The organism is Variovorax sp. RTB1 (genome assembly GCF_035018765.1).
Classification (GTDB): Bacteria; Pseudomonadota; Gammaproteobacteria; order Burkholderiales; family Burkholderiaceae_C; genus Variovorax.
Genome location: NZ_JASJXG010000058.1, coordinates 1 through 25,798 on the forward strand (window position 1 = coordinate 1; position 25,798 = coordinate 25,798).

General features: G+C 61.5%; 27 protein-coding genes and 2 pseudogenes. 16 read left to right on the forward strand and 13 right to left on the reverse strand.

Annotated features, from left to right (window positions below; genetic code table 11):
• Window positions 1-357: 357 nt before the first annotated feature.
• Together istB (QN397_RS23485) and istA are read right to left on the reverse strand one after the other, a co-directional pair.
• Entirely contained in the window at window positions 358-1,095 is a 738-nt protein-coding gene (gene istB, locus QN397_RS23485) for an IS21-like element helper ATPase IstB (RefSeq protein WP_323502035.1), read from the reverse strand.
• 39 nt (window positions 1,096-1,134) lie between these two features.
• On the reverse strand, window positions 1,135-2,652 hold the full coding sequence (gene istA / locus QN397_RS23490) for an IS21 family transposase (RefSeq protein ID WP_323502036.1): 1,518 nt from the start codon (window positions 2,650-2,652) through the stop codon (window positions 1,135-1,137).
• A gap of 482 nt (window positions 2,653-3,134) precedes the next feature.
• Here istA and QN397_RS23495 point away from each other — a divergent pair, with 482 nt between their 5' ends.
• Together QN397_RS23495 and QN397_RS23500 are read left to right on the forward strand one after the other, a co-directional pair.
• Window positions 3,135-4,187, forward strand: a complete 1,053-nt coding sequence (locus QN397_RS23495; RefSeq protein WP_323502037.1) for an IS110 family transposase — start codon at window positions 3,135-3,137, stop codon at window positions 4,185-4,187.
• Between the two features lie 12 nt (window positions 4,188-4,199).
• A pseudogene (locus QN397_RS23500) lies at window positions 4,200-4,421 on the forward strand (IS3 family transposase); the annotation flags it as partial.
• 709 nt (window positions 4,422-5,130) lie between these two features.
• Here QN397_RS23500 and QN397_RS23505 read toward each other — a convergent pair.
• Window positions 5,131-6,198, reverse strand: coding sequence for a DNA-binding protein (locus QN397_RS23505; RefSeq protein ID WP_323502038.1), 1,068 nt, complete (start codon window positions 6,196-6,198; stop codon window positions 5,131-5,133).
• 132 nt (window positions 6,199-6,330) lie between these two features.
• On the opposite strand from QN397_RS23505, the gene QN397_RS23510 reads away from it, so the two are divergent.
• The 3 genes from QN397_RS23510 (at window position 6,331) to QN397_RS23520 (ending at window position 8,072) form a co-directional block, all read left to right on the forward strand.
• A complete protein-coding gene (locus QN397_RS23510) occupies window positions 6,331-7,440 on the forward strand; it encodes a site-specific integrase (protein WP_323502039.1) in 1,110 nt (369 codons plus the stop codon).
• Window positions 7,441-7,522: 82 nt separating this feature from the next.
• Window positions 7,523-7,822, forward strand: a complete 300-nt coding sequence (locus QN397_RS23515; protein WP_323502040.1) for a BrnT family toxin — start codon at window positions 7,523-7,525, stop codon at window positions 7,820-7,822.
• Window positions 7,806-8,072, forward strand: a complete 267-nt coding sequence (locus QN397_RS23520; RefSeq protein ID WP_323502041.1) for a BrnA antitoxin family protein — start codon at window positions 7,806-7,808, stop codon at window positions 8,070-8,072. The genes QN397_RS23515 and QN397_RS23520 overlap by 17 nt, the downstream gene beginning before the upstream one ends.
• Before the next feature lie 350 nt (window positions 8,073-8,422).
• Here QN397_RS23520 and QN397_RS23525 read toward each other — a convergent pair whose 3' ends face one another.
• Complete coding sequence (locus QN397_RS23525; RefSeq protein WP_323502042.1) at window positions 8,423-8,695, reverse strand: hypothetical protein; 273 nt, start codon at window positions 8,693-8,695, stop codon at window positions 8,423-8,425.
• Window positions 8,696-8,732: 37 nt separating this feature from the next.
• On the opposite strand from QN397_RS23525, the gene tnpA reads away from it, so the two are divergent.
• The 4 genes from tnpA to QN397_RS23545 are packed head-to-tail and all read left to right on the forward strand — an operon-like array spanning window position 8,733 to window position 11,770.
• Window positions 8,733-9,134 carry an IS66-like element accessory protein TnpA gene (gene tnpA / locus QN397_RS23530; RefSeq protein WP_323502043.1) on the forward strand — a complete coding sequence of 134 codons (402 nt, stop codon included), beginning with the start codon at window positions 8,733-8,735 and terminating at the stop codon, window positions 9,132-9,134.
• On the forward strand, window positions 9,131-9,469 hold the full coding sequence (gene tnpB, locus QN397_RS23535; protein ID WP_323502044.1) for an IS66 family insertion sequence element accessory protein TnpB: 339 nt from the start codon (window positions 9,131-9,133) through the stop codon (window positions 9,467-9,469). The genes tnpA and tnpB overlap by 4 nt, the downstream gene beginning before the upstream one ends.
• A 49-nt stretch (window positions 9,470-9,518) precedes the next feature.
• Window positions 9,519-11,270 (forward strand): IS66 family transposase, encoded by a 1,752-nt coding sequence (gene tnpC / locus QN397_RS23540; protein WP_323502045.1) that lies wholly within the window; start codon window positions 9,519-9,521, stop codon window positions 11,268-11,270.
• Complete coding sequence (locus tag QN397_RS23545; protein ID WP_323502046.1) at window positions 11,267-11,770, forward strand: hypothetical protein; 504 nt, start codon at window positions 11,267-11,269, stop codon at window positions 11,768-11,770. The genes tnpC and QN397_RS23545 overlap by 4 nt, the downstream gene beginning before the upstream one ends.
• A gap of 755 nt (window positions 11,771-12,525) precedes the next feature.
• On the opposite strand, the gene QN397_RS23550 is transcribed toward QN397_RS23545, so the two are convergent.
• Entirely contained in the window at window positions 12,526-12,906 is a 381-nt protein-coding gene (locus QN397_RS23550) for a response regulator (protein WP_323502047.1), read from the reverse strand.
• Between the two features lie 74 nt (window positions 12,907-12,980).
• Here QN397_RS23550 and QN397_RS23555 point away from each other — a divergent pair, with 74 nt between their 5' ends.
• Both QN397_RS23555 and QN397_RS23560 read left to right on the forward strand, forming a co-directional pair.
• The gene (locus QN397_RS23555) at window positions 12,981-14,123 is read left to right on the forward strand and encodes a HAMP domain-containing sensor histidine kinase (protein ID WP_323502048.1); all 1,143 of its coding nucleotides are present in this window, start codon (window positions 12,981-12,983) and stop codon (window positions 14,121-14,123) included.
• Between the two features lie 15 nt (window positions 14,124-14,138).
• Window positions 14,139-14,345, forward strand: a complete 207-nt coding sequence (locus QN397_RS23560; RefSeq protein ID WP_323502050.1) for a hypothetical protein — start codon at window positions 14,139-14,141, stop codon at window positions 14,343-14,345.
• Here QN397_RS23560 and QN397_RS23565 read toward each other — a convergent pair.
• Window positions 14,342-14,617, reverse strand: a complete 276-nt coding sequence (locus tag QN397_RS23565; RefSeq protein ID WP_323502051.1) for a hypothetical protein — start codon at window positions 14,615-14,617, stop codon at window positions 14,342-14,344. The two genes, QN397_RS23560 and QN397_RS23565, sit on opposite strands and share 4 nt — an antisense overlap.
• On the opposite strand from QN397_RS23565, the gene QN397_RS23570 reads away from it, so the two are divergent.
• Window positions 14,616-15,254: a hypothetical protein gene (locus tag QN397_RS23570; RefSeq protein ID WP_323502053.1), complete on the forward strand. Its 639-nt coding sequence runs from the start codon at window positions 14,616-14,618 to the stop codon at window positions 15,252-15,254. The two genes, QN397_RS23565 and QN397_RS23570, sit on opposite strands and share 2 nt — an antisense overlap.
• Window positions 15,255-15,282: 28 nt before the next feature.
• Window positions 15,283-15,975, forward strand: a complete 693-nt coding sequence (locus QN397_RS23575) for an SOS response-associated peptidase (protein ID WP_323502055.1) — start codon at window positions 15,283-15,285, stop codon at window positions 15,973-15,975.
• Window positions 15,976-16,147: 172 nt separating this feature from the next.
• Here the strand turns inward: QN397_RS23575 and istB (QN397_RS23580) are convergent, their stop codons facing one another.
• The 4 genes and pseudogenes from istB (QN397_RS23580) to QN397_RS23595 all read right to left on the reverse strand — a co-directional run bounded on the left by istB (QN397_RS23580) (window position 16,148) and on the right by QN397_RS23595 (window position 19,664).
• On the reverse strand, window positions 16,148-16,975 hold the full coding sequence (istB, locus tag QN397_RS23580; RefSeq protein ID WP_323502056.1) for an IS21-like element helper ATPase IstB: 828 nt from the start codon (window positions 16,973-16,975) through the stop codon (window positions 16,148-16,150).
• A pseudogene (locus tag QN397_RS23585) lies at window positions 16,965-17,921 on the reverse strand (Mu transposase domain-containing protein); the annotation flags it as partial. The gene istB (QN397_RS23580) and the pseudogene QN397_RS23585, both read right to left, overlap by 11 nt.
• 13 nt (window positions 17,922-17,934) lie before the next feature.
• On the reverse strand, window positions 17,935-18,636 hold the full coding sequence (locus tag QN397_RS23590; protein ID WP_323502058.1) for an IS6 family transposase: 702 nt from the start codon (window positions 18,634-18,636) through the stop codon (window positions 17,935-17,937).
• A 23-nt stretch (window positions 18,637-18,659) separates the two neighbouring features.
• Entirely contained in the window at window positions 18,660-19,664 is a 1,005-nt protein-coding gene (locus QN397_RS23595; RefSeq protein WP_323502059.1) for a diguanylate cyclase domain-containing protein, read from the reverse strand.
• A 499-nt stretch (window positions 19,665-20,163) separates the two neighbouring features.
• On the opposite strand from QN397_RS23595, the gene QN397_RS23600 reads away from it, so the two are divergent.
• Entirely contained in the window at window positions 20,164-21,276 is a 1,113-nt protein-coding gene (locus QN397_RS23600) for an IS5 family transposase (RefSeq protein WP_323502061.1), read from the forward strand.
• A 353-nt stretch (window positions 21,277-21,629) separates the two neighbouring features.
• Here QN397_RS23600 and QN397_RS23605 read toward each other — a convergent pair whose 3' ends face one another.
• Entirely contained in the window at window positions 21,630-22,727 is a 1,098-nt protein-coding gene (locus QN397_RS23605; protein WP_323502063.1) for an NAD(P)-dependent alcohol dehydrogenase, read from the reverse strand.
• 92 nt (window positions 22,728-22,819) lie between these two features.
• On the opposite strand from QN397_RS23605, the gene QN397_RS23610 reads away from it, so the two are divergent.
• Entirely contained in the window at window positions 22,820-23,182 is a 363-nt protein-coding gene (locus QN397_RS23610) for a hypothetical protein (protein ID WP_323502064.1), read from the forward strand.
• Window positions 23,183-23,262: 80 nt separating this feature from the next.
• Here the strand turns inward: QN397_RS23610 and QN397_RS23615 are convergent, their stop codons facing one another.
• Window positions 23,263-24,348, reverse strand: a complete 1,086-nt coding sequence (locus tag QN397_RS23615) for an IS630 family transposase (protein ID WP_323502066.1) — start codon at window positions 24,346-24,348, stop codon at window positions 23,263-23,265.
• Between the two features lie 118 nt (window positions 24,349-24,466).
• Window positions 24,467-24,799, reverse strand: coding sequence for a hypothetical protein (locus QN397_RS23620; RefSeq protein ID WP_323502068.1), 333 nt, complete (start codon window positions 24,797-24,799; stop codon window positions 24,467-24,469).
• Window positions 24,800-24,978: 179 nt separating this feature from the next.
• Between QN397_RS23620 and QN397_RS23625 the strand changes: the two genes are divergently transcribed.
• Window positions 24,979-25,680 carry a hypothetical protein gene (locus tag QN397_RS23625; protein ID WP_323502070.1) on the forward strand — a complete coding sequence of 234 codons (702 nt, stop codon included), beginning with the start codon at window positions 24,979-24,981 and terminating at the stop codon, window positions 25,678-25,680.
• Window positions 25,681-25,798: the final 118 nt, after the last annotated feature.

Consider the following 25,798-nt stretch of genomic DNA (forward strand, 5'->3'; position numbering starts at 1 on the left):
CAACCGGAGCGGGATCGCAGCCTGATACATCACTCGGATCGTGGGTCGCAATATGTGTCCATTCGGTACAGCGAGCGTGCGTATTTCAGCGATCGTGGACGCCTGTTTCAGGCTGATCGTGGACGGGGTTTCAGCGCCATCTTGGATGGCGCAGGGATGCGCGCAAGCGATAGGTTTAATGTATCTCAGTCGTCCACGATCAGTTTGAAACGCACTTGCGCGAAGCGATTGATTCGGGGTTTGGCAAGGGGCGCGGCGCAGACTTATCCACGGCGGCGGACGGCGCTTGCGACGTACCGGCCGACGCGGTGGATAAGTCGTCTTCAAGCCCACGGGCGCTTGGGGTGAGCGCGGCATTCATTGCATTGGCTCCTCGTCGCGCAGCGACTTGCCCTTGAGCTCGATCTTGTGGCTGCTGTGCACAACGCGGTCCAGGATCGCGTCAGCGAGCGTCGGATCGTCCAGGTAGGTATGCCACGCCTTGACCGGCAACTGGCTGGTGATCAACGTCGAGCGCGTGCCCACGCGGTCGTCCAGCACCTCCAGCAGGTCGTTGCGCTCGGGTGCGCCCATGGGGGAGATCGCGAAGTCATCAATCACCAGCAAGTCCAGCTTGGCCAGGTGCGCCAGCCGACGTGCGAAGCTGCCGTCGCCGTGCGCAACCTGCAATTCATCGAACAGACGCGCGGCGCGCGTGTACAGCACCGAGAAGCCCGAACGCGCCGCCTGATGCGCCAGCGCGCACGCCAGCCAGGTCTTGCCGCAGCCCGTCGCGCCGGTGACCAGCAGATTCTGCGCACGGCGCAGCCAGTCGCCGCCGGCCAGCGCGGCCACCAGAGCGCGGTCCAGCGAGCGACTCGCGCGCCAGTTAATGTTCTCCACGCAGGCCGAACTCACCTTGAGCTTCGCCGCCTTCATCAGGCGCGCCACGCGCTTGTCGTCGCGCCATGCGATCTCGCGCTGCACCAGCAGCGTCAGCCGCTCATCGAAGCCCAGCGCCGTGGCTGCGGTGCTGGTGGTCTGCTCTTCGATGGCGCGCACCATGCCGTCCAGACGCAGGCTGCGCAGTTGGTCCAGTGTGTGTTCATTCAGCATCTTCAATCTCCTTCGGGGGTTACAACAAGGGGCAATGGGTCAGTGGTAGTAGTCGGGCCCGCGTACGTTCTCGTGCGCAGGCAGCGGCGCGGGGGGCGTTGCGAACAAGGCGGGCTGGCGGTCCAGTCCGTTCTTCAGGATCGAGGCCACGCTGCGGTAGGTCGGCGAGCGGATCGCCAGCGCCCGGGTGCAGGCAGCCTCCAGCCGGGGCGGCGTGTACTCGCGCGCCAGGCGCTGCAGGCCCAGACAGGCGCGGTAGCCCTGCTCGGGGTGCGGGCGGTGTTCGAGCTGCCAGGTCACCACGGCCGCGGCGCTCACGCCAATGCGACGGCCCCAATCGATCAACTTCTGGGGCGTCCACTCCAGGTGGGCGCGGTGAGATGCCGGCATGTGCTCGGCCACGGTCGTGTGGGCACCACGCCGGTGGCTCAAGGCATGGCAGGCCACGCGCTGGTTGGCCGCGAAGCACTCCACGAGGTTCGCCGTCACGCGCAGCTCGACCGTCGTTCGCACCAGAGCGTGCGGCACGCTGTAGTAGTGGCCGTCGAATTCGACGTGGTAATCGATGTTGACCTTGGCCGAGCGCCAGGTGCATAGCTCGAAGCGCGTGGCCGGCAGCGGGCGTAGCGCCGGCACATCGAGCGCCTCGAAGGCGCTGCGCCGGCAACCTGGTAGCTTCTTGAAGGCACGCCGATTCAGATCGACCAGCAGCTCGGCGATGGCGCCGTTGAGCTCGGCCAGGCTGAAGAAGCGCCGGTTGCGCAGCCGCGCCAGAATCCATCGCTCGACCACGAGTACCGCGTTCTCGACCTTCGGCTTGTCACGTGGATGAGCGGGCCGTGCCGCGAGCAGCGCACAACCGTAATGGCTGGCGAACTCGTCGTACAGTCGGTTAGGTTCAGGGTCGTAGCGGTCCGGGCTCTTGATCAGCGCACGCGCCTGATCGGGCACGATCAGGCGCGGCACCCCACCCAGGAACTCCAGGGCGTGCACCTGGGCGCCGATCCAGTCGGCGGTGGTCTGGCGCGCGGTTGCGCAAGCGTAGGTGTAATTCGACGCGCCGAGCGTGGCCACGAAGATCTGCGCGGCGGTGATCTCGCCGGTGGCCGCGTCAACGAGCGGCACGGTCTGGCCGGCGTAGTCGACGAACAGCTTCTCGCCGGCGATGTGGGTCTGGCGCATCGAGCGCTTCAGACTCATCGCCCAGGCGCGGTACTTCACGCAGAAGCTCGTGTACTTGTAGGCCAGCGTGTTGTCCCTGGCGTACTCCTCCCACAGCAGCTGCAGGGTGACGCCGGCGCGCTTGAGCTCCTGGTGCACGGCCGCGAAGTCGGGCGCGAGCTGGTGGCCGCTGCGCGGCATCGGCGGGCGGTAAAGCCGGGCTTCGAGTTCTTCGTCGGTGAGCGTCTGCGCAAGCACCCAGTCCACGCCCGCCGCGCGGGCCAGCGAGACGTACTTGCCCGTCACGCTCTTGGAGATCTTGAGCGCGAGGCCGACTTCGCTGTAGCTCAACCCTGCCTGCAGGTGCAGGCGCAATGTCTCTCGGATTGGGCGCATGGTGATTCTGTTGGTGGGCTCAGGCTTGAACCGCAAAAGACGGTGAGCTTGAGGCCCGGTCAAAAGATCACTTGCGCGCTCCCCAAATCGTCCACGATCACGCTGAAACAGCGTCCACGATCAATTTGAAATGCCGTCCACGATCACGCTGAAATCGCGTCCACGTTCAGCCTGAAACGCCGTCCACGATGGGCTGAAATATGCAGCGAGCGCTTGGGTGAAGCCGGCATCGAGCCGTCCGTGGGCAGTCGGGGAGACAGCTACGACACTCAGTTCAAAATTCTGCTCGAACGCCGATTTGATCTGACCCGAGCTACGACTGGCCTCGATGCCTTCGCGTTGACCTGTCGATCATTTCGGACGTTCCCCGAGCACCGTCGGGCTCAATGCATGTGACCTAATAGGAGCCTTGTTCTGCACCTTGAGTGTCCTGTCCAGCTATTGAGGTTGGCGATGCCTTCTTCAACTAGGAGGAATTAGAAATGGACCAGGTAGAGGTAGTTCTTGGTGTCGATACCCATCTCGACATTCATGTAGGTGTCGTTATCGACGCCGTTGGCCGGATGAAGGGGACGCTATCTATTGAGACGACAAATGCCGGGTACGAACAGCTGCTCACCTGGGCTCGGAGCTTCGGCAGGGTGAGCCGCGCCGGAATCGAAGGCACCGGCTCGTACGGCGCTGGTCTGACACGCTTCCTTGAAGGACGTGGTGTCGCGATTATCGAGATCAACCGCCCGAACCGCTCCCGTCGACGTACCCGTGGCAAGAGCGACCCGACCGATGCCGAGAGTGCTGCGCGCGCTGTCTTGGCCGATGACGCAGCCGGTGTTCCTAAAGCTCGAAGCGGCATGGCTGAGGCGCTGCGGACGCTGGGCGTTGCACGTCGCAGCGCTGTCAAGGCTAAGACACAGGCCGTCAACCAACTTCGAGCACTGCTGGTCAGCGCGCCGTCGATTATTCGAGAAGCTCTCCTAAAAGCCAAGCCAGAACACTGCGTGGCAGCCTGCGCCGCTCTTCCAGACGACGGCGAGAAGAACCCGGTCTTGGATAGCCTGAAGACGACGTTGAGGTTGTTGGCAAGACGCTGGAATGCGCTGCACGATGAACTCCGCGAACTCGACAAACAGCTCACGCGCTTGACGAAGCTCGCGGCCCCTCGCCTTCTTGGCCGCTTCGGCGTCGGACCTCAGACTGCAGCGACGCTGCTGATCACCGCCGGCGACAACCCGACCCGATTGCGCAACGAGTCTGCTCTCGCTGCGCTGTGCGGCGTCAGCCCCCTGGAAGCCTCTTCGGGAAAGACAAGTCGCCATCGACTTAATCGCGGCGGACAGCGGCAGGCAAATAACGCCCTCTGGACCATCGCCATGGTTCGAATGAGAAGTGATGCCCGCACCCGCGACTACGTCGTCAGGCGCACCGAAGAGGGCTTGTCGAAAAAGGAAATCCATCGCTGCCTCAAGCGCTACATCGTTCGCGAGCTTTACCCGCTGATCCTTGCCGACTTGGCGGACTCCGTGCGCCCCGCTTGACATAGGAGCGTCAACGCCTTGGCCGAGACCATCAACGGGCTCTACAAAGCCGAATTGATTCATCGCCGAGCACCGTGGAAGACCAAGGAGGCCGTGGAATTCGCGACGCTCGAATGGGTGTCATGGTTCAACAACCAACGGCTGCTCGAACCCATCGGGTACATCCCGCCTGCAGAAGCTGAGGCAAACTACTACCGGCAACTCGCCAGTCAAGCCACCACGGTGGCGGCCTGACTTAAACCAATCAGCCTCCACGAATCCCGGGGCGATTCATGTTGCCTCATGGAGGGCAGCACTTGAGAACGCGGCCGGCGTCTACCTCATATCGGACGGGGTGACAGGAAAACTCTACGTTGGTAGTGCGACCTGAGAGGGTGGCATATGGGCACGCTGGTGCTCGTACCTCGACGGCCATGGGAGCAACGTCTTACTGCGTCAGCTGGTACGAACTGAAGGTCTTAAACGCTCCGAACACTTTCGATTTTCTGTTCTTGAAATCGCTGACACGCACACCGGCCAGGCGGAAATTCTTGCTCGTGAAGCGCACTGGAAGGAAGTGCTTTTGTCCCGCCTTCACGGCCACAACGGAAACTGAAAATGCTTGGAAAACTCCTTCTAGTTGGCGCGTCGCTTTGCTCAACCCTAGCCACGGCTCAAAGTGTCAAATCGCTTTCGGTCTTGGATATAGCCCTTGAAAATTATGGGCAAACGCTGGCTGCTTCGACACCGGACAAGGCTATCCAGTTCGGTCCTCAATCGCAAGAATGGCGACGGTAGCCAGGGTACATATGAACTAGCGGTGGCCGGTAACAGCTACGCCAAGATCGGTGACAAGAACGGCGCTCACTACGTTTTGGACAAGGGAAAACTCGCACTGGGCGGGTTTAGAAGTGAGGTAAGTCGTTGATTTACAAGCACCATGGTCGAACACTCGACCTACGGACTAAGAGTCCGTTTCGCTTTTTGCCCTGGGCTTAGCACGCGGACGCTTTGCGTCGCCCAACTTCTTCGTGGCAGCCAGCATGTCAGCCAGCAGACCACGGGTGTGTTGATGCGCCGCCTTTTCCTCCCGCAACGCCTCATGTAGATCATCCAGTCGCTGCTGCAAAGCAATTTCCTGTGATTGCGCCTGCACCAGAGACGTCGACTGAGCCGCGTGCTGATCTCGAAGCTCACGTTCCAACTGCTGAGCGGCTTGCTGTGTCTCTCGCAGCATCCGACGGCCAGTTTCCAGTGCCGCTGCCGCAGCCTCCTCGCTCTGGAAGCGCTGCTGCCGCTCTCTTGCGAGCGCAGTCTCGGACTGCTTTGTTAACTGCCTGGACCGGTCCACATCCTCAAGCATGCGGCGCTCCTGAGCCATGTGCCGATCGACGGCATCGCGGATGTCACGGTCTCGAATGGCCAGCGCCGCCGAGTGCTCATCGCGCAGTCGCTCGGAGACAGCCTGTGCATCAACCAGAAGCGAATTGAGTCTCGCCATCTCCTTGGCAGCTGCCTCGCGCTGCCTCAGACCTTCTGACGCCAGCGCAGTCACCTGATGTTCGAGTGCCTCACGCGCCTGCTGCGAAGAGGCGAGGGCGTGGTCCAGACTGGCGCGTGTCTGCGCAAACGCATCCTCTCGCTGAGTCAGTTCAAGGCGCTTGCCTTCGAGTTCATCTTCTCGAGCTTTGAGTTCATTGCGAGCTTTCTCGAGCGCGACTTCCTGAACTTGTTCAGCCTCCTTGCGTGCGGTCTCCCAAAGCAGCCGCGTCGCATTCCGCACGCTCACCGGCACGCCGTCCGCTTCATTGCCCGCGGCCAGGTTCGCAGTCCCGGAGACGCCACCGGCCAGCCGTGACCCCAGCGACCTGAACCAGCTCTCCATCATCGGACTGACCGTATTCGGAGAGCCTTTGCCAAGTTTCTGCCGGATGCGGTCGATCGTGGGCCGCAGACCTTCCTGCATCAGGGCATCGGCCGCCGCCCAGACCTCGTGTTCCTGCGTTCCGCGTCGAGCCTTCGTGAACTCCATGATTTCAGACCCTCGTACTTTTCAGTTTTCAACTGCCCTGCCGCCCCATTCTTTACCCTCGATAAGCGTCAGTTATCGTGATCTATCAATGTATAATGTACTAAATCATACATGCAACATAAGATTAAAGCCATGAATCCGTCCACCACGAATCAGCCGCCGCTGGCAAGCCTGCTGGCGTTGTCGGAACGCCGGCCGGTGCTGGATCCCGCAGTGCTGACGGAAACGGCTGAACGGGCTGCGCATGCTTTGCTTCGGCAAGGCGAATCGGCGAACACACGGATGTCCTATGGCTCGGCGATGCGCTACTGGGCCGCCTGGTATGCAGCGCGCTTTGGTGACTCGCTGAGCACGCCGGTGCCGGTGCCCGTGGTGATCCAGTTCATCGTCGACCATGCATCGAGGACCAACGAAGACGGCGGCACGCTGGTGAGTGAACTGCCGGCGGACGTGGATGCGGCGCTGGTCGCGGCGCGCTACAAGGCAAGACTCGGTGTACCGGCCCTGAATACGCTGTCGCACCGGCTTGCGGTGCTGTCCAAGGCGCACCAGCTGGCCAGGGTGGCGAATCCGTGTGCGGACGCGGTAGTGCGGGAGTTGTTAGCCCGGACACGTCGGGCTTACGCGCAGCGTGGCGTCCGGACCCACAAGCAGCGGGCACTGACCAAGGATCCGCTACAGCTGGTGCTGGCGACCTGCGATGACACCCTCAGGGGGAAACGCGATCGCGCCCTCCTCCTGTTTGCCTGGGCTTCCGGCGGACGGCGGCGTTCCGAGGTGGCATCGGCCGACATGGAGAACCTGGTGCGGGTAGATGCGACGTCCTATCTCTACACGCTGGGACACTCGAAGACGAACCAGACGGGAAAACTCCGGCCAGAGGATGTGAAGCCGCTGGTGGGGAGTGCTGCTGTGGCCATGACGGACTGGCTGGAGGCGAGTCGGATCACCGAGGGGAAGATCTTCAGAAGCATCCGCAAGGGCGGGCATCTTGCCGAGCCGCTGGCGCCTGCTGCGGTGCGGGACATTGTGAAGGCGCGGTGTCTGCTGGCGGGAGTTGAGGGGGACTTCAGCGCGCATTCGTTGCGGGCCGGGTTCGTGACGGAGGCCGGGCGTCAGAACATGTCGCTGCCCGAGACGATGGCCATGACGGGGCACCAGAGCGTCACCGTGGTGATGGGGTATTTCAGGGCAGAGAGTGCGCTGGGGAGCAAGGTCGGGAGGATGATGGATGAGAGTTAACGTCAAACGGTGACGCTTCGGGACTTCACTGCCCTCGCACACGCCATTCGACAGGAATGTACATGATGGTAATATACAAATCATGGTAGACCTGAGCCGTGTGACGGGGTTCGACTGGGACAAAGGCAATGCCCGCAAGAATGAAAAGCATGGTGTTTCCATGGCTGAATCGGAGCAAGTCTTCTTCAATGCATCCCTGCTGCTCTTGGAAGATGGCGCTCACAGCCGTCAGGAACTCCGCCTCCACGCCTTGGGCAGAACCGATGAAGGACGCACATTGCACATCACGTTTACTTTGCGCCAGGCGAACCTGTTGATTCGCGTGATTTCAGCCAGGGACATGCACCGAAAGGAACGAGCCATCTATGACCAAGCAGACTAAAGCGATCCCGAAGTTCGCTACTGAGGCGCAGGAGCGTGCGTACTGGGAAAAGCACGACTCCACGGACTATCTTGACTGGTCGAACGCCAAGAAGGTGACGCTGCCCAACTTGAAACCAACGACCAAGACGATTTCGCTGCGCTTGCCCCAGCACCTGCTGGACTCGATCAAGGTCGCGGCGAACGCCCGCGATGTGCCCTACCAGTCGCTGATCAAGGTCTGGCTGCAAGAAAAACTTCGCACTCACTGAGCAGACGGCCTGAATAGCCCCGGCCCGGGACGATTCAGGCGCCTAATTTTGCGATCGACTACGTAAACTACTCTACTGCGCAGTTTCGATCAAAGGATGGGTCGCCGGGGCGCTTCATCTTTCGTCGCGACGGAGTATTTCTTTGGAAGCTTTCTGCGATAGAGATTCCGCTGTGGTAGCGGCTCAGATGTCTAACGAATCACGCAAGCGGTTAGACCGGTCCAATGAAATTGCTCAGCGAGCGCGCCATCGCCGCTTCGGTCCTAATCCGGATCTCTTGGCAGTCTTACCACTTGGTCGCCCCTCAAGGCATCGGCGTCTAAGAAGCTTTCGTAAGGCATAGCTGCTCCTTAGCGTTCCCACATTTTCTTGATCGTGCCGTCCGCGTGGCGTGGGACAGCACCGCCCCACTGCGGGGTTGCGACACGCCCCATTGCCCGCATCTCCTCGTCGGTTTCCGGCACGTCGCGGATGCGCAGCGTGCTTTCAAGGCGTATCGCCTCGGGATGCTCAAAAAGGATGTGCTCCTCAGTGCAGTGGTAACGCGGGTGCTTCCATTTGCCGCTCCAAAGGATGCGCCGTGAGCGTCCAGTCCAACCATCTTGAAAGCCTGCTCGGAGCATAGGAGCCTAGTCCCCATCAACAACTCTTGGTGGACACGTGAGCACTATCCCCGATCAACAAGCCGGCACACGCCGGCGACGTCGCATTCACAGCGATGAATTCAAGGCAAACGCTGTGGCCAGTTGCATGCAGCCGGGCATGTCAATGGCGGCGGTGGCGATGGCTCAAGGCGTCAACGCGAATTTGCTGCGTCGATGGGTTCGCGACGCAGAGATGAACTCGGGAAACACCGTCGTCAGCGCGACCACCGCCGAGGTCTCCAAGGCGCAAGAAGCCAAGACATTTTTCGTCCCGGTCAGCTTGCCGCCACCAGTCCAGTCGGCTCATGTCCCGGACGTTCGCATCGAGCTGCGACGTGGGCCGATGGCGGTCACCGTGACCTGGCCGGCGAGCGCCGCCAGCGAGTGCGCGGCCTGGATGCGCGAGCTGCTTCGATGATCCGCATCGACGCGATGTGGCTGGCCGCCGACCCCATCGACATGCGCGCCGGCGCCGAGCGCCTGTTGTCGCGCGTCGTGCAAGTCTTCGGTGCAGCGCAGGCGCACCATGGCTACTTGTTCGCAAACGCACGCGGCACGCGTGTCAAGCTGCTGGTGCACGACGGCTTCGGCGTGTGGTGCGCGGCGCGCCGCCTCAACGCGGGGCGCTTCGTCTGGCCGGGCACGAGCGACGCGACGCCCTTGCTATCACTCACACCTGCGCAGTTCGACGCCTTGGTCTTGGGCCTGCCGTGGCAGCGGCTTCCCGAGCTGAGCGTCATCACGCGAGCCTGAGGAGCCAGCGCCAACGCAAGCTGCTCATGCGTTGACGGTAGATGTGCCGATGTTGGCATTGCCGTGCACTGGCATCATTCAACGCATGCTTGGTGCGCGTGATCTTCCTGCAGCGAATCCTTCGGGACTGTCCGCCGAGACAGCTGCGCTGGTTGCTCAGTTGCTCCAGCGGCTGCAAGACCAGGAGCAGCAGTTGGCTGAGCATTGCCGTGTCCTTGCGCAACGCGATCAAGCTCTTGCCGAGCGCGACGCGCTGCTGCAGCGCAAGGACCGCGAGATCGCACTGCGCGAGGCCAAGATCGAGAAGATCACCTTCGAGCTGGCCAGGCTCAAGCGCTGGAAGTTCGGCGCCAAGTCCGAGGCCATGAATGCCGAGCAGCGCCGCTTGTTCGAGGAGACGCTGGCCGAGGATGAGGCGGGCCTGCGCGAGCAGCTCGAGCGGCTTCAGCGTGAAGCTGCTGCGGCCGCCGCCGCCGCAGCTGCCTCGGACACAACGACCAAGGCGCCCCCACGTCGGCCGCGTCGCAACCCGTTCCCCGATCACTTGCGCCGTGTGGAACACCACCACGAGCCTGAGCGCACCGACTGCCTGGAGCCCGGCTGCGGGCGCCCGATGACGCGCATCGGCCAGGAGGTCAGCGAGCGCATGGACATCGTGCCGGCCGAGTTCTTCGTGCACCGCCACATCTATGGCAAGTGGGCCTGCCGCTGCTGCCAGGTGCTGCGCCAGGCGCCCAGCGTGGCAGAGGTCATCGAAGGCGGTATCGCTGCCAGCGGCTTCGTCGCGCACACGCTGATCAGCCGCTTCGTGGACCACATGCCGTACTACCGTCAAGCGACCATCAACGCCCGCAGTGGCGTGCACACACCGCGCTCCACGCTGGCGTCAATCAGCGGCCAGGCAGGTGCGGCGCTGGAGCCGCTGCACGAGGCGCACAGGCGCTTCATCCTCAGTTGCGCGGTGCTGCACGCCGACGAGACGCCAGTGGCCTTGCTGGACCCGGGCGCGGGCAAGACGCGCCGAGCCTACATCTGGGCCTACGCCAGAAGCTGGCACGACAAGGTGCCGGGTGTGATTTACGAGTTCTGCCCGGGACGCGGGGCGCAGTACCCGCTGGCATTCCTGGGAGGCCAGGAGAGACATGGCAGGCGATGGTCGGGCACGTTGCTGACCGATCGCTACAGCGCCTACGTGACCGTGGTCGATCCGCGGCTGTACCCGGACCGCTTGGGCGCAGCCTGTGCCGCGCACGCACGGCGCAACTTCGAAGAGTTGACGCACGACGGCACCAGCGTGGTGGGCCTGGAGGCGGTGCGTCGCTTCGCGCGCATCTATGGCGTCGAGGCGCAGCTAAAAGACCTCAGCGATAACGAGCGCCGGGCGCAACGTCAGCAGCTCGCCAAGCCGCTGTGGGAAGAGCTCAAGCACTGGCTACAACTGGAGCGCCGGCTGGTGGCCGACGGCGGCCCGACGGCCAAGGCCATCGACTACACGCTGGGGCACTGGGCCGCCTTGACGCGGCACCTGGACGACGGCGCGGTCGCCATCGACAACAACCACCTCGAGCGTCAAATCAAACCCTGGGCGATGGGCCGCAAGGCATGGATGTTCGTGGGCAGCGAACTGGCCGGCCAGCGCGCCGCCATCGTGATGAGCCTGGTGCAGTCGGCGCGCCTAAACGGCCACGACCCCTGGGCCTATCTGCGCGACGTGCTGCAGCGCCTGCCGACGCAGCGCAGCACCCAGATCGAGGACTTGCTGCCACACCGATGGCAGCCAGCGTCCGACGCGGCACCATGACCTTGCTCACTCAAGCCGTGATGGTCCGGGCGAACATCGACGTCGACCGCATGAGCGCGCAACAGAAGGTTGAGCTGGCTGACGAAATCTACGTCCAGCAGCCGAACCTGTTGGCCTCCATCCTCGTGTTGCCTCGCTACGGGGTCGACATGCTGCAGCTTGAGGTGCCGATCTACGTTCTGCTGGTCGCCTTCCAGGCCATGAAGCACTGCGGCCACGCCTTGCCAACGATCTCCGAAGACGTCCAGGAAACCTGCTTGCAGCGGCTGACTGCGACGATGCAGTTCACCGAGGGCGTGCCGCCAGACCTCGTCGCGCAGATGATCGCGAAGTTCTGCGTCGACCACCCCGAGCGCTACCTGCTGGCGTTTGTGTACGGTCACCTTGGCCGGCACGACCTGCTCCGCGTGAGAACTGATGCCGAAAAGTTCTTGCTGCTGGCCGCCCTCAACCTCGTGGAATGCGTGGCCTACGTCGGAGCAAAGCTGCAGTCCAAGTGAGCCGCGTGCGGCCGGTCAAGATGGGATGACTGGACGCTCACGATGCGCCGGACATACAGGTACTCAGTCCTCATGCTATACAAATATAGTCCCATTCGGCGCGCCGAAACATCACGTTGGCTATTGAGAAGCTGCAACGATTAGCCGTCGCCCTACGTTCGGGCTTTGTGTATGCGGCTAGTTTTCGACGATCCATCGTTAAGCTTGAATCTAGAATTTCAAGGAATTGACGGTATAGGACCGCAAACGAACGCCGCTGCTTGCACTGGGGAAAATCCATTGAGAATGAAGGCGGCGACCCGGTTGGCGCGCCAAATCAAGATCCGCGCGCTATGTTCACTGAGCTTGCTGCGAAGCATGGCCTGGTTACGCCAGGCGATAAACTTGACACGAAGATCCTCGAATTTGCGATCGGTGTCGCGGACCCGTGCGCCCGCATCGCAGGCGGCTACTGTGATGCGGAGTCCGGCGGCAACGCGAGCGGACACACCCGGGCGCGGCTTACGAATGATCGGGCAGAGCTGCGATCAAACCGGCGGTCCATCTGAGCGTTTGTTCACACCTATCAGTTGCGCAGAATGCCGCTCGGGCAACGCGGTCACCTCCGGCCTTTGCTGCTTAGCCGGTTACTTCTGGTCAACGATCCAACGGCACGATCTAACAGTCGACGGGGCCAAGGTCTTCGCCAGCAACCGACCACGACGCCGTTGCTACGCGTGCTTTGAAAGCTGCCGCCCCACCACCGCTCAACACGTTCAAACATGGTGATCGTTGCGCCCAAGCAGTTCAACCAAGGCTTGCAGGTCAACTGGCTTGCTCAACAGGTGGTCAAAGGGGCCGGCTTCTCGAAGAGCAGCCAGACGCAAGACGTTGCCGGATAGAGCGATCAGCTTGACAGCGCTTCCTGAAAAATCCGCGCGCAAGGCGTAGGCTGCAGCTTCGCCTCCCAAGCCAGGCATTTCCAGATCCATGATCGCGACGTCCGGTTGACGCGCTGCACCGAGCTGCAATGCATCTTCGCCGGTGTTAGCAACCCGAAATCGTGCTTCCGGAAAGTACACCGCAAGTAGCTCGGCCAACATGTCGGCGGCTTCACGCTCATCGTCGAGAATCAGAACTTCTAAAGGGCGTGTCATTCGATTTTCTTTTTTAGAGAATTTTGCACAGAGCGGATGCTCGGCATCTGCCCGATCCAACTTGGAGAGTTGCCATGCAGATCGCTGAATTTCTTGAAATCGCCAAAGAGCCCATCCTGTCCGAGTCCATCGCATACGCCAGGACAATCCTGCGGTTGAAGGATGAAGACGAAGCTGTCCTCCGTGATCATTTGCCCCTAGTCTTGGAGGCCATCTCAACCGACTTGAGGAGCTCACAGAGTAGGACGGAGTCGATTGACCGATCTCATGGTCTCTCACACGCTGCCGACGGCCAGCCTGAGACGGCCGCTGAAATCCATGGCCTTTTGCGGGCGCGCAGCGGCTTGCGCATAGAACAGGTATTCGCCGAATACCGCGCGCTGCGGTCCAGCGTCTTGCGCCTTTGGGCCGATGAAGCCCCGCACGGCCCCGATGCGGTGCGAGACGTTGGCCGCTTCAACGAAGCGATCGACCAGGCACTGGCAGAGTCGGTTCAGACGTACGCGGCCGAGGTCGAGCGGTGGCAGCAGATCTTTCTTGGTGTATTGGGCCACGACCTGCGGGGGCCTTTGAACGCCATTGCCCTGACCGCTCAACTCATTGCCGCCAAGGCCCCGAAGGAGCTTCATCTCCCAACGACAATGTTGTCGCGGAGCACGCGTCGGATGGCCACGCTGATGGACTCGCTTCTTGCGTACAACATGGCTGGGTTGAGCGGCGGCATGCCGATTGAGCGCGCACCGATAGATCTTGCCGCCGCCGCCGCCGAAGAAATTGAAATTCAGTGCGCCGCGTTGCCGGGCGCCCAGATCGAACTGGTGACAAAAGGTGACATGCGGGGTGACTTTGACGGGTCGCGGCTGCGCGAAGCGTTGGGCAACCTTGTCACGAACGCCGTCAAACATGGCGTTCCCGGCGAGCCTGTCATCGTCACCATCGAGGGCGACAAGCTTTCCGTCCGGATAAGTGTTGAAAACGCCGCAGCTCACAGCATCGGTCCCAACGAGATGGAACAGCTCTTCGAGCCGCTGCGCCGGGGGGCGGCTAAAGGGCAAGGGTCGGACCACTCGAACCTTGGCCTTGGCTTGTTCATCGTTAGGCAAATTGCAAAGATCCACGGCGGCGATGTGCACGGCGAGTGTTCATCGCAGCGCGTCAAGTTCACCATGACGCTACCAAAGTCTGAGACCGCTGCTTTGTGTGAGAAGGCTCAGTAAGGGTTCGGCAACCAAATGCAGCAAGCGCGCGAATTTCACTATCAGGGCTGGCGTGTCGTGGTCTTCACAGCGCAGATTCAGGCAGGCTGGCTGTGGTCCTATGAGATTGATGGCGGTCTACCGGTGATGGTCTTCGATGAAGGCCACCCGACTGAAGCCGCTGCAATCGCCGTAGCTGAAAGCAATGCCAGACGCTGCATTGAAGGCATGCGTCGCGTCTAAGTTGCCGGGTCGTTTGCCGCCGCGTCTGGCAAGAGCCACCGGATTTGGCTTGACTCGCCAGCTGCAACGTAGCGGGGCGGGATTCTTCCATCGATCGCCAAGCAACAAGATGCTGGGCCTGTTGCATTCAGCAGCGCCGTCGCCGCATCCCTCAATCGCTCCTCCAAGACTTCGATTTCTTTCGACATCGTTCGCTCCAGATGTTTCGGCGGCGCATCTTTGGCCATTTGATGACAGGGCGCCACCTCGCCGAAGCACAAGCTGATTTCCATGGCGTTCCTTCAGCATATCAAGCCCATGCTCCTTGATGAGCGACCCTTTGACCTGCACGCGCCAGGCTGGGCTTATGAGATCAAATTCGACGGCTATCGCCTATTGGCGGAGTTTGGACAGGGCAAGTGCGTCCTGAAGACGCGCAACGGGGCCAATGCAACCGGCTGGTTCCCGGAGATCACCCGACCGCTGTCCAACATCAAACTGTTTCCGGAAGGGCCGTACGTGGTTGACGGTGAAGTTTGTGTGATCGATACGCAAGGCCGCAGCGACTTCGACCGCCTGCACGCGCGCGCCAAACGCCGAAGCTGGTATGGCGGCAGCGACCCGGTCACTTTCTGCGTCTTCGACTTGCTGCTGGCAAATGGCGCCGACCAGGCCGCTATTCCCTACCTTGAGCGCAACGAACGGCTGCAGCGCCTGTTCCAGCCGTCTTTGCCCGGCATCCTGTACGTCGGGCACTTTGAATCGGACCGTGATCTGCTGTTCACGGCCGAGTTGCTGCCGCTTGAACTGGAAGGCTTGGTCGCGAAGAAGGCCGATAGCATCTACGAACCCGGCGTCCGATCTTCCGATTTGGTGAAGGTCGGGCGACAGGACGCCGTGCCGTCAGAACGATTCAAGTCAAGATCCTGAGCAGTCAACCTCCAACCCGAAGCCGCCCATGTGCAATCGATACGTCGCCCCCGACGAAGCCGAAATGGAACGCTTCTGGCACTTCGGCCCGACGAACAAACCACCGCTCTTCCCGCGCCAGGTGTTTCCTCGATCACGAGGGCCTTTCATCCGGCGCGCCCGGCATTCGACAGGCTACGAGCGCGAGCTCGTTACCGGCCAGTGGGCGCTGATCCCCTGGTTCGCCAAAGAACCCAAGCTCAAGTTCCTGACCAACAACGCGCGCAGCGAAGAGCTGGCCGAAAAAGCCAGCTACAAGGATCCGTGGAAACGCGGCCAGCGCTGCATCATCCCGGCCGCGTCCTTTGACGAACCCAACTGGGAGACGGGAAAGAACATCTGGTGGCAGTTCAGCCGCGCCGATGGGGCGCCGTGGGGTTTGGCGGGCCTGTGGAACGCCTGGACCGACAAAGACACAGGTGAGGTGCACGAGAGCTACACGATGCTCACGCTCAACGCTGACGACCACGCGCTGATACACCACATGCACAAGCCCGATCCCAAAGCAGGGCTCGACGCCCAGGACAAGCGCAGCGTGATCCCCATCGAGGCGGGTGATGTCGACCAGTGGCTGGCCGGCACCGTCGAAGAGGCGAAGCAGTTGCTGCGGCTGTCACCTGTCGAAGTGTTCGGTGCCGGTCCGATCGTTCCGCCACCGGTGTCGGCGCCGATCTCAACTTGACCCACCCTGCCGATCTCAACTTAACCCGGGGATGGGTGCCGGCGTTGTAGCTGCCGGCTGTGGATAACTGTAGCTCTTTCCTCCTTTCACTCGTCGGTTCGCATTGGTGATGTGGCGCGGGGGAAGACGCGAAGGGCGTAGCCCGTAGCGGCTTTCCCCGCGCTCGGCGAGTTCAGGCTGAGTCTGCCGGTGGTTGTGCGGGCGAGGTCTTGTTCGCCTTGCGCTCGATCTCGCGCGCCTTGATGCGCCGCTTCGAGTTGGCTGTGGCCTGCGTGACGCGGTAGCTGTCGTTGCCGGTCTCCGCGATGTGGCAGTGGTGCGTGAGCCGGTCCAGGAGCGCCGTCGTCATCTTCGGGTCTACGAACACACTGGACCATTCCGCGAAGTCCAGGTTGGTCGTGATCAGCACGCTTGTGTGTTGGTACAGCCGGCTCAGCAGATGGAACAGCATGGCCCCGCCAGCCTGGCTGAAGGGCAGGTAGCCCAGCTCATCCAGGATGACCGCGTCCAGGCGCAGCATGCTGCCGGCGATGCGCCCGGCCTTGCCCTGTGCCTTCTCCTGCTCGAGGGCGTTGACCAGGTCCACCGTCGAGTAAAAGCGCACCCGCTTGCCGTGGCGTGTGATGCCGGCTACGCCGATAGCGGTCGCCAGATGGCTCTTCCCGGTTCCTGGACCACCCACCAGAACGACGTTGTGCGCCGCCTCGGTGAATGTCGTCTCGGCCAATTGCATCACCAGCTTGCGGTCCACCGGCGAGACCTCGAACTCGAAGCCTGCCAAGTCCCGATGCACAGGGAACTTCGCCGAGCTCATCTGGTGACTGACCGAGCGCGTCGCCCGTTCGGTGGTCTCGGCGCGCAGCATCTGCTCGACGAGCCAGCGCGACCCTTCCAGCTCGCCGTTGTTCTGCTCGATCAGCTCGGTCCAGGTCGAGGCCATGCCGTGCAGGCGCAGCGCCTTGAAGTCGGCCACGATGGAATCGTTCGGCTCACGCGTCATGGTCGACCCCCTGGATGTCGCGCAGCCGGTCGTAGCGCCCGGGGTCTGCAATCGGTGGTGTCAGTATCTGCAGCGTCGTGACGACGTTGGCCGGCCGCGCCGGCGCGTTCAGTCGCGCCAGCACGTTGATCACATGCTCGATGCTCACGCGTCCCGAAGGCGGCGTTCTTTCGAGCGCGAGTTCGACCGCCACCAGCACAGCGTCAAGGCCGGCACCGGGCACCAGCGCCAGGATCTTGGCCATCACCCGATCGCCACCGGTCTCGCGCAGCAGCGCTCGGCGCATTCTCTGCAACGGCTCGGGCAGGTCGGCGAACGGCGCCCCGTTGCGCAACGCGCCCGGCTTGCGCTCGAGCAGCGGGATGTAGTGGCGCCAGTCGTAGCGGATCTTGCCCTTGTCCATGAGCCGCTGGTGATCGGCGACGATCACATCGTCCGCTACGACCATGACCCGCGTCGGGTACAGCCGGGTGCTGAGCATCTGTCCGGCCAGCTCGCACGGCACCGAGTAGCGGTTGCGTGCCACCGTCGCCAGACAGGTGCTGCTGACCCGGGCCACCTCTTCGACGTAGCCGTCGAACGCCGCCGGCATCGGCATCATCTGCAGTCGCTCGTGTTCGAGCATTTCGGCGACGCTGAACTGCTTGTGCTCGGGGTGCTTGACCTCGGTCCACAGCTGCCTGCAACGCTCACCCACCCAGGCATTGAGTTCGTCGAGGCTGCCAAAGCGCATCTGCCGCGCGTCGATCCAGACGCGCCGACGGCTGTCCTGCACATTCTTCTCGACGACTCCCTTCTCCCAGCCCGAGGCGACGTTGCAGAAGTCAGGGTCGTACAGGTAGTGCGCGCACATCACGGCGAAGCGCGCGTTGACGACGCGGCCCTTGCCCTTCAAGACTTTGTCGGGTTCTGTCGCAATAACAGCGCCGGCACGAGCAAATGTGCGGCGCGCGTCTCGCTCAGAAAGCCAGCGAGTAGAACTTCGCTGCTGCGGACGAGGCTTGGCCATGAGAGCCGTCGAGCTGCCCCTTCTTGATCATGTGCATGGTCTCGATACCGGCGATGAGTGCTCGTGCGCAGCGAAAAGACTTGAAGCCGAGCATCGGCCGCACGATGCGTTTGACGGCCCGATGGTCTTGTTCGACGATGTTGTTGAGATACTTCGACTGGCGCATCTCGATGTCCGCACCGGAGTCGGCTCGAATGCTTTGGATGGCAGCCGTGTTGGCGCCGCTCTTGTCAATCGTGATCTTCTCGGGCACACCGTGCAGACCGATGGCTTGCTCAAATAAGCTTCGTGCGGCTGCGTGGTTTCTGTTGGCACGAAGCAGGAAGTCGATGGTATTGCCATCGCGATCGACATCTCGGTACAGATACTTCCATTGGCCGGCGACCTTGATGTAAGTCTCATCCATCCGCCAGCTCGTGCCAACAGGGCGTTTGTGCCGTCGGAACACGGCGGCCAGCACGGGCAGGATTTTGATCGCCCAGCGGTGCACGGTGGCGTGATCAACGACGACTCCGCGTTCGGCCATGATCTCCTCAATGTGGCGCAAGCTCAGCGGGTATGCCGCGTACCAGCGCACACAGGTCAGCATGATTTCCAGCGGATAGTGCGCCCGCTTGATCACCTTGCGCAGTGCCTTGATCATCGCTCTCATCCCGTCGTCAGTCTCGCCTCAGCTTAGCTGCAGCGGCTTACTGCGACAGAACCCTCATTCATGCTCGCCTCGAAATATCTCATCTGGCCGCGGCCATCGGATTTGGCGCGATACAGGGCAAGGTCCCCTTGGCGCAACAGGGTTTCGCTGTCCTCGCCATCGCCTGGCACCACCGCAATGCCCACGCTTGTGCCGATATGCACCACGTGGCCATCCAAATCGAAGGGCCGAGTCAGCACGTCAATGATCCGTCGAGCTAGGTGGTCAGAGCTTTGGGGCTGAACGGCGTCGCGCTGCACTACGGCGAATTCGTCACCGCCCACCCGCGCCACAATGTCGGTCTCGCCCGCGCACCCGCGCAGCCGCTCGGCCACCTGTTTGAGCAGCGCATCGCCCGCACCATGGCCAAAAGTGTCGTTGACCGGCTTGAAACGGTCCAGGTCGAGGCACAGCAACGCCACCGTACCGCCGCAACAAGTGGCGGCAAGTCCGCGCTCCAGTTCCTCCCGAAGCACGCCGCGGTTTGGCAGACCGGTGAGCAGATCGTGCCGGGCCATAAAGCTGATGCGCTCTTGGGCCTTTCGCTGATCAGTCACGTCTTCATGAAGCGCGACGCAACTGCCGTCTGCCAAGCGTGAGACGGCGATCTCGACGATGCGGCCGTCCTCGAGTTGCCACTCGCGCCAACGCATGCCTTCGCTGCCTGCAAGGGGCTGCGGCCGCTCGAGGCTTGCGATCGATTCGCGGCCCGGCGTGGCGTCCATGATCTGGCGAAAGGTTACACCCGGGCGCACTACCTCCGGCGGCAGGTTCCAAATCTTGCGGTAGTGGGCGTTGGCCAGCACGAGAGTGTCGTTGCTGTCAAAGGCGCACATGCCGTGCGGAATTCGCTCGAAGGCGTCGCGTAAAAGATCGAGCTCTTGTCGCATCGCCAGATTCTGCGACCGCAGTGCATCGAGCTCCAAATCGGTCGAAGACCGCTTATCTTCCTTGGCGGCTGCGGCTGCGGCGTGTTGGTGAAGCTTCATGCGACCACGGCTTTTCAAAAGAAATGTCCTGGGCTGGAGTATCTGACTGCAGTGAGCTGTTCGCAAGAGTAAATAGCGCCAACGGTGCCTCATCAGTGACTTAGTTCCCGGCTTCCACGCTTGCCGTGCACGCGCGGCTTTGACAGGCGCAACCAGCTCCCCGAGATAGTCAGCATCCACGTGCACGCGGCCCAGATCTACGACCGTGTGATGTTTGGCCATTGGGGCGGGAACTTCATCAAGGGGGCGGGCAACAAGATCCTCGGTGGACGGGCTGCTTGTGCGTTCCGGCAGCTTGATGCGGTGCGCTCCTGAAGAAAACGCCACAACTGTTTCGGCGACCGCCAGATTCGTCGTCAACCTCAATTGGATTGCCGCACCGTTGTCCCAGAGCTTCGTCTAACAGGCTGCTGAAATACTCCCCGCCCGCTGTCGACATCCGCTGTTCCTCGAACGTTGATCAGTGATCGTTTCCTCACTTGAGAACAGACCCCAGACCATGCGCGGCGCCGACACCTTCACCGAGAGTCTGTTCACCATGCGCCGCCTGGAGGACTTCGTACCCGCCAATCACCCGCTGCATCCCATCCGCGCGATGGTCAATGAAGCGCTGCTCAAGATGGATGACTTGTTTGCCGGCATGTACGAGGCTGACATCAAGGGCGGGCGCCCCAGCATCGCTCCAGAGAAGCTGCTGCGCGCCATGCTGCTGCAGATCTTCTTCAGTGTCCGCTCGGAGCGCCAGCTCATGGAGCAGACCCAATACAACCTCCTGTATCGCTGGTTCATCGGCCTGGCCATGGACGATGCGGTCTGGGTCCCCAGCGTCTTCACCAAGAACCGCGAACGCCTGATCGAGCACGACGCCATCATCGAGCTGTTCAACCACATCGTCGAGACAGCGGGTCGCAAAGGCTGGCTGTCGGGCGAACACTTCAGCGTCGATGGCACCCTCATCCAGGCGTGGGCGAGCCACAGGAGCTTCGTGCGCAAGGACGGCGGCGACGATGATGATGCGGGCGACAACTCGACCGGCAGCACCAGCTTCAGAGGTCAGACCCGCAGCAACGACACCCACGCCTCGCGCACCGATGGCGATGCGCGGCTTTACCGCAAAGGCAAGACCGCCAGCGAGTTGCGCTACATGGGCCATACGCTCTCGGACAACCGCCACGGCCAGATCGCCAACGCGATGGTCACACAAGCCGACGGCTTTGCCGAACGCGAAGCGGCCAAGGTGATGATCAGGGATGCCCGTCAGGCTACCGCGAGTCCGGATGTCGAGGTCACGCTCGGTGCGGACAAGGGCTACGACGCGCAGGAGTTCGTCCAGGCGTGCCGGGACATGGGCGTGATACCGCACGTGGCCCGGAACAATTCCGGGCGGCGCTCAGCCGTGCCCGATGCCATCGCTGCGAGCGAGGGATATGCGCTGTCGCAGCGCAAGCGCAAGCTCATCGAGCAGGGCTTTGGCTGGGCCAAGACGGTGGGCGGAATTCGTCAGGTGATGGTGCGTGGACTCAAGCGCGTGGACCAGTTCGTGCTGACGATGACAGCCTACAACCTGACGCGCATGCGTTCGTTGGGACCAGTCCGTCTGCAGAGGCTCTGAGGCAATCAGAGGCTCGCAAAAAAACCCCAAAATCGGCGTGAACTGCTTCCGAAATCACTGCTTACTGCACTATGTGAAAAGCGAGTCTTGCCGGAAAAAATGACTCGCTTTAGAGAGGAGTATTTCCACACCCTGTTAAGGACGCTGCCAGTGCGGCCGTAACACCTTCAGCATCGACCGCCAACTGCCCCAAAAGTTGACGCGTTGTACCTGCTCTTTGTAGCCGGCTCGGCTCGCAGCCGGCTAATTTCCATCTGCTCTGCGCTCGCGGCCTTGCTGTTAGCTTCGGTGAGCTTCCAGCAAGGGGAACGTTTTTCGGGGGCGAGGTCAGCCGTCGCACTTGATCTTAAGGATTAGGTTGCGGATTCGGTTTTAAGCGAGGCCATATCGATCACGTAGCGAAAACGTACGTCACCGTCCTCGATTTTCTTGTACGCATCGTTTACCTCCTGGATGGAGATGATTTCGATATCAGGTCCGATGCCGTGCTTAGCGCAAAAGTCCAGCACCTCCTGCGTGTCTGCGAGGCTGCCGATGAGCGAGCCGGCCACGGACTTCCGATGGAAGGCGACTTCCTGATTATTGACAGGTGACAAAGGCTCAAGCGCTCCAACCACTGTAAGAGTGCAATCGCGTTTCAGCAATGCAATAAACGGATTTACGTTGTGCTTTTCGGGGATGGTCGAGAGCATAAAGTCGAAGCTCAATTTTAGTGCCGCAAGCGCTTTCTTGTCGTCCTCCTTCACGCCATCGACGCCGAGTCGCTTTGCCTCGTCTAGTTTTTCTTCGGTTGTGGTGAATACCGTCACCTGGGCGCCCATGGCCTTGGCAATCTTCGCGGCCAAATTTCCCAACCCACCGAAGCCGATGATGCCCACCTTCTGGCCCGGAGCGACCTTCCAGTGCTTCATCGGAGAATAGGTGGTGACGCCGGCACACAATATCGGCGCAGCCACTTCGGGCTTGAGTGCGTCGGGTATTCGGAGCGCGAAATCTTCTTTGACGACCAGCACGTCCGAATAGCCGCCGTAAGTGTTGTCGCGCCCGTACATGTTTTTCTTAGTCGGTGCCATCTCGGCCGATACCATCGGACCGTTGTAAGTGGCCAGCCAGCTATTGGGACCTTCGCAATAGTTCTCGTCGCCGGCCTTGCACGGCGCGCACACCCGACAGCTATCGATCATGCAGCCCACGCCAACGACGTCGCCAACCTTAAAGCGCGTTACGCCAGGACCAACCTTGCGGACCTTGCCGACCACCTCATGGCCTGGCATGCACGGGTACACTGTGTTAGACCATTCGTTTTTGGCCTGGTGCACGTCAGAGTGGCATACGCCGCAAAAGAGAACATCGATCTCGAGTTCGCGCGGACCGGCTTCCTCGCGTTCGAAGTCCAACAGCTTGAGGCGACTGAAGGAGTGGTGCGTGGCATAACCGTGCGCTTTAATCATTTCGTTGTCCCCGTGCAAAGGACAAACTTTAGGTTCGCGTGCGGGACGTCTAGTGGGATAGCCGCGGCGTGTATTGTCGGACAACGGCTCCCATGGTCAAGGTCGCTGTTTCGATACGGAGCCCGATCTTTTTCCGGTTGCTGTACCCCTTACCGAGTTTCGGTCGTAGTTGCGAGGACGTGGATCTTGCGGCGCTACGGCTGACGGCCTACGCGATCAAGAACATTGGCGGTCCAGACTTAAATCTTGACAAGGGCGAACAGGTCAAGATCGAGCCATCGAACGATGGTGACTTGGGCGAGGTGCAGCATGAAGTCAACATTGTGCCGGCTGGACCGCCTTTCAAAGTCATCGATCTGTTCGAAAGCGACCTCACGCCGAGCGACAAACTGGTCTATATCAATGACGTAATGAAGGGAACGCTGGTGGAGTCAAAAAAGTTCAGGCAATGTTGAACAAGCCGCGATTTCGATAGCACTCTCGACATTGGCGCTTCATTTGACTACCTAGTGTAGTGCGCTCTAAATCCTAATGCTTATTTAGAGGCTCGCGCCAACGCCACCTTGGCCCTCGTCACTTTGGCCAGGATGGCCGATGCTGTGGTCGTCCAGATGAAGGGCTTTGGGTTGGCGTTGTGATGAAGGACGTAGAGGTCGATGGCGAGTTCGAGCTCAGCGACGCTGGCAAAGCTGTCGCGCCGGATGCGGTTCTCGGAGATGTCCCGAAAGAAGCGCTCGACCATGTTCAGCCACGAGGCGCTCGTGGGGGTGAAGTGCATGACAAAGCGCGGATGCCTGGCAAGCCAGGCCTGAACTTGCGGGTGTTTGTGGGTGCCGTAGTTGTCCACGATCAGGTGCAGCTCGAGGTGCCTGGGCGTCTGGCGCTGGATCAGGCGCAAGAAGTTCAGCCACTCTTCGTGCCGGTGCTGCGGCTGGCACAGGGAGATGACGGTGCCGTCGAGCGTGTTCATCGCCGCGAACAGCGTGGTCGTGCCGTGGCGCTTGTAGTCGTGAGTGACTATGCCGAAACGACCGCGCTTCATCGGCAGACCCGGCTGGGTGCGGTCGAGCGCCTGGATCTGGCTCTTCTCGTCGCAACTGAGCACCAGCGCCCGCTCGGGCGGGTTCAGGTAGAGCCCCACCACGTCCAGCAACTTGTCCTCGAAGCGCGGGTCCCGCGACAGCTTGAAGGAGGTCTGCCGATGCGGCTTCAAGCCATTGCGGCTCCAGACGCGACGAATGCTCGTCGGGCCCAGCCCCAGCTGAGCCGCCAGCGTGCGCGTACTCCAGTGCGTGGCCGAGATCGGCTTGTCGTGCAGCGTCTTGGCGAGGATCAGCGACTCGACTTCGGCGGTCACGCTGCTGACCGGGCGCCCGGAGCGGGGTGCATCCTGTTTGAGCGCATCGATTCCGCCCTCCAGGAATCGCCCCCGCCACAGCGCGACCTGCAGTCGGTTCAGCCCGACCTCAGCGGCAATGTCCTTGTTCTGCCAGCCCTTGGCAGCCAGCAAGACGATCCTGGCGCGCTGCTGCGTTCGAGCCTCCACTCGCCCTTTGCGAGTCAGGCTCAGCAGCTCCCGTTCAACCTCCGCATCCAGTTCGATCTTCGGCGCAGCCCGCATTGCTTCAACCTCCGCGTTAGACACAGGTTGAAGTTTACAAGAGATATGCTATTTAGAGCGCACTACACTAGATAGAGCGACGGGGAACGCCGGCGTCAACAGCCGTTCGACCTCGGTCTCAATCGTCGTGGTCGTCCCGGTCCCGATGGTTGTGATGACGGTCGCGATACTCGCTCCGGTAGTCCGGCCCGTAGTAGACCGGCGGCGGTCCGTAATACACCGGCCCCGGCCGGTAATACACCGGCGGCGGCGGACGGTAGTACACGCGGGGGGCAGGTTGAAAGTAGACCGGCGGCGGTGCCGCGTAGACGGGTGCCGACTCGTAAAACGCGGGGGCGCCGGTGCCGATGGACCACGACACTTGGGCACTGGCTGACGCGGCGGCGAATAGGGTGGCAGCAGCCACAGCAGTTACCGCGGCCCATTTGAAAACGAAACGACGGACGCTCACGGTGGGATCTCCGGAAGACGGCGAATTTGCCGAGAGCCCAATAAACGCTTCAGCCGCGAAAGACGTGTACACGTTGACGTTCCGTAACAGGCCGAGGATGCCGCGGGTCGGCGAAAAAAGGCGCGCCAGGCGTTCAAGAGCGGTAAGCTAAGGTTGAGCATCGCGCAAAAGGCACATTCATGCAATTAAGCACTCAGGATCGAACACATCGGACAAGGCAACGCCCGAAGGCAGCTTCTTTTCTGCTTACGGCGGCTTTTGTCCTGACGGCAAGCATCGCAATGCCACAGATAAGTGCCGCTGCCGAGATCAAGCTCTCGGGCAGTGGCACGTTCAAGGCGCCAAAGGCCGAACAACTCGCTGCCCTACCGACCGATTTGGGTTTCTCGCAAAGCGACCTCGCCACGGGCAGCTGGTCATTTTCAGTGCGCTATGAAGACAGCACTCCTGGCGTAGACCTCGACCCTTGTGTGGGGCGTTATGTCGGAGCGATCCGTTCGTTCCGTCTGGTGATTGGCAGCACGACCCTTGACCTACCCATCGATCAAGCGGCCATTGTCATAAGTGATGGCGGGGGCGGATTCCCAAATCGCGAGTCGATTCGGGTGGAGGCCAAGGCGTTGATACCCTCCGGGATCCTGCACCTCAGTTGGGTTCAGGTCAATCAGCAGCTGAAGGGCACTGATTTGCGCGGCCCTGCAGGGGCGTTGCCGAACGACGCTATGCCCCCCTCCACGATGGTTGCCAACATGGCCACTGCGAATCCGTCCGACAGATTTTTGGAACTGCGCATCGACCGCCCGAGTGGCGATCCGCGGCCGGTGCTCTACCTCAGTTCGTCAAAGCTTACGGTGACGGCTGGCCCTGCCACAGCGCCCTGAAGAGTTACAGATGTCAAATATCATCGCACTCACGCGAAGTTTTATGCTTCGCAGCGTCGTCGTAGCAATGGCCACGGGGGGGCTTGTCTCCGGATGCGGTGGAGGTGGAGGTGGAGGT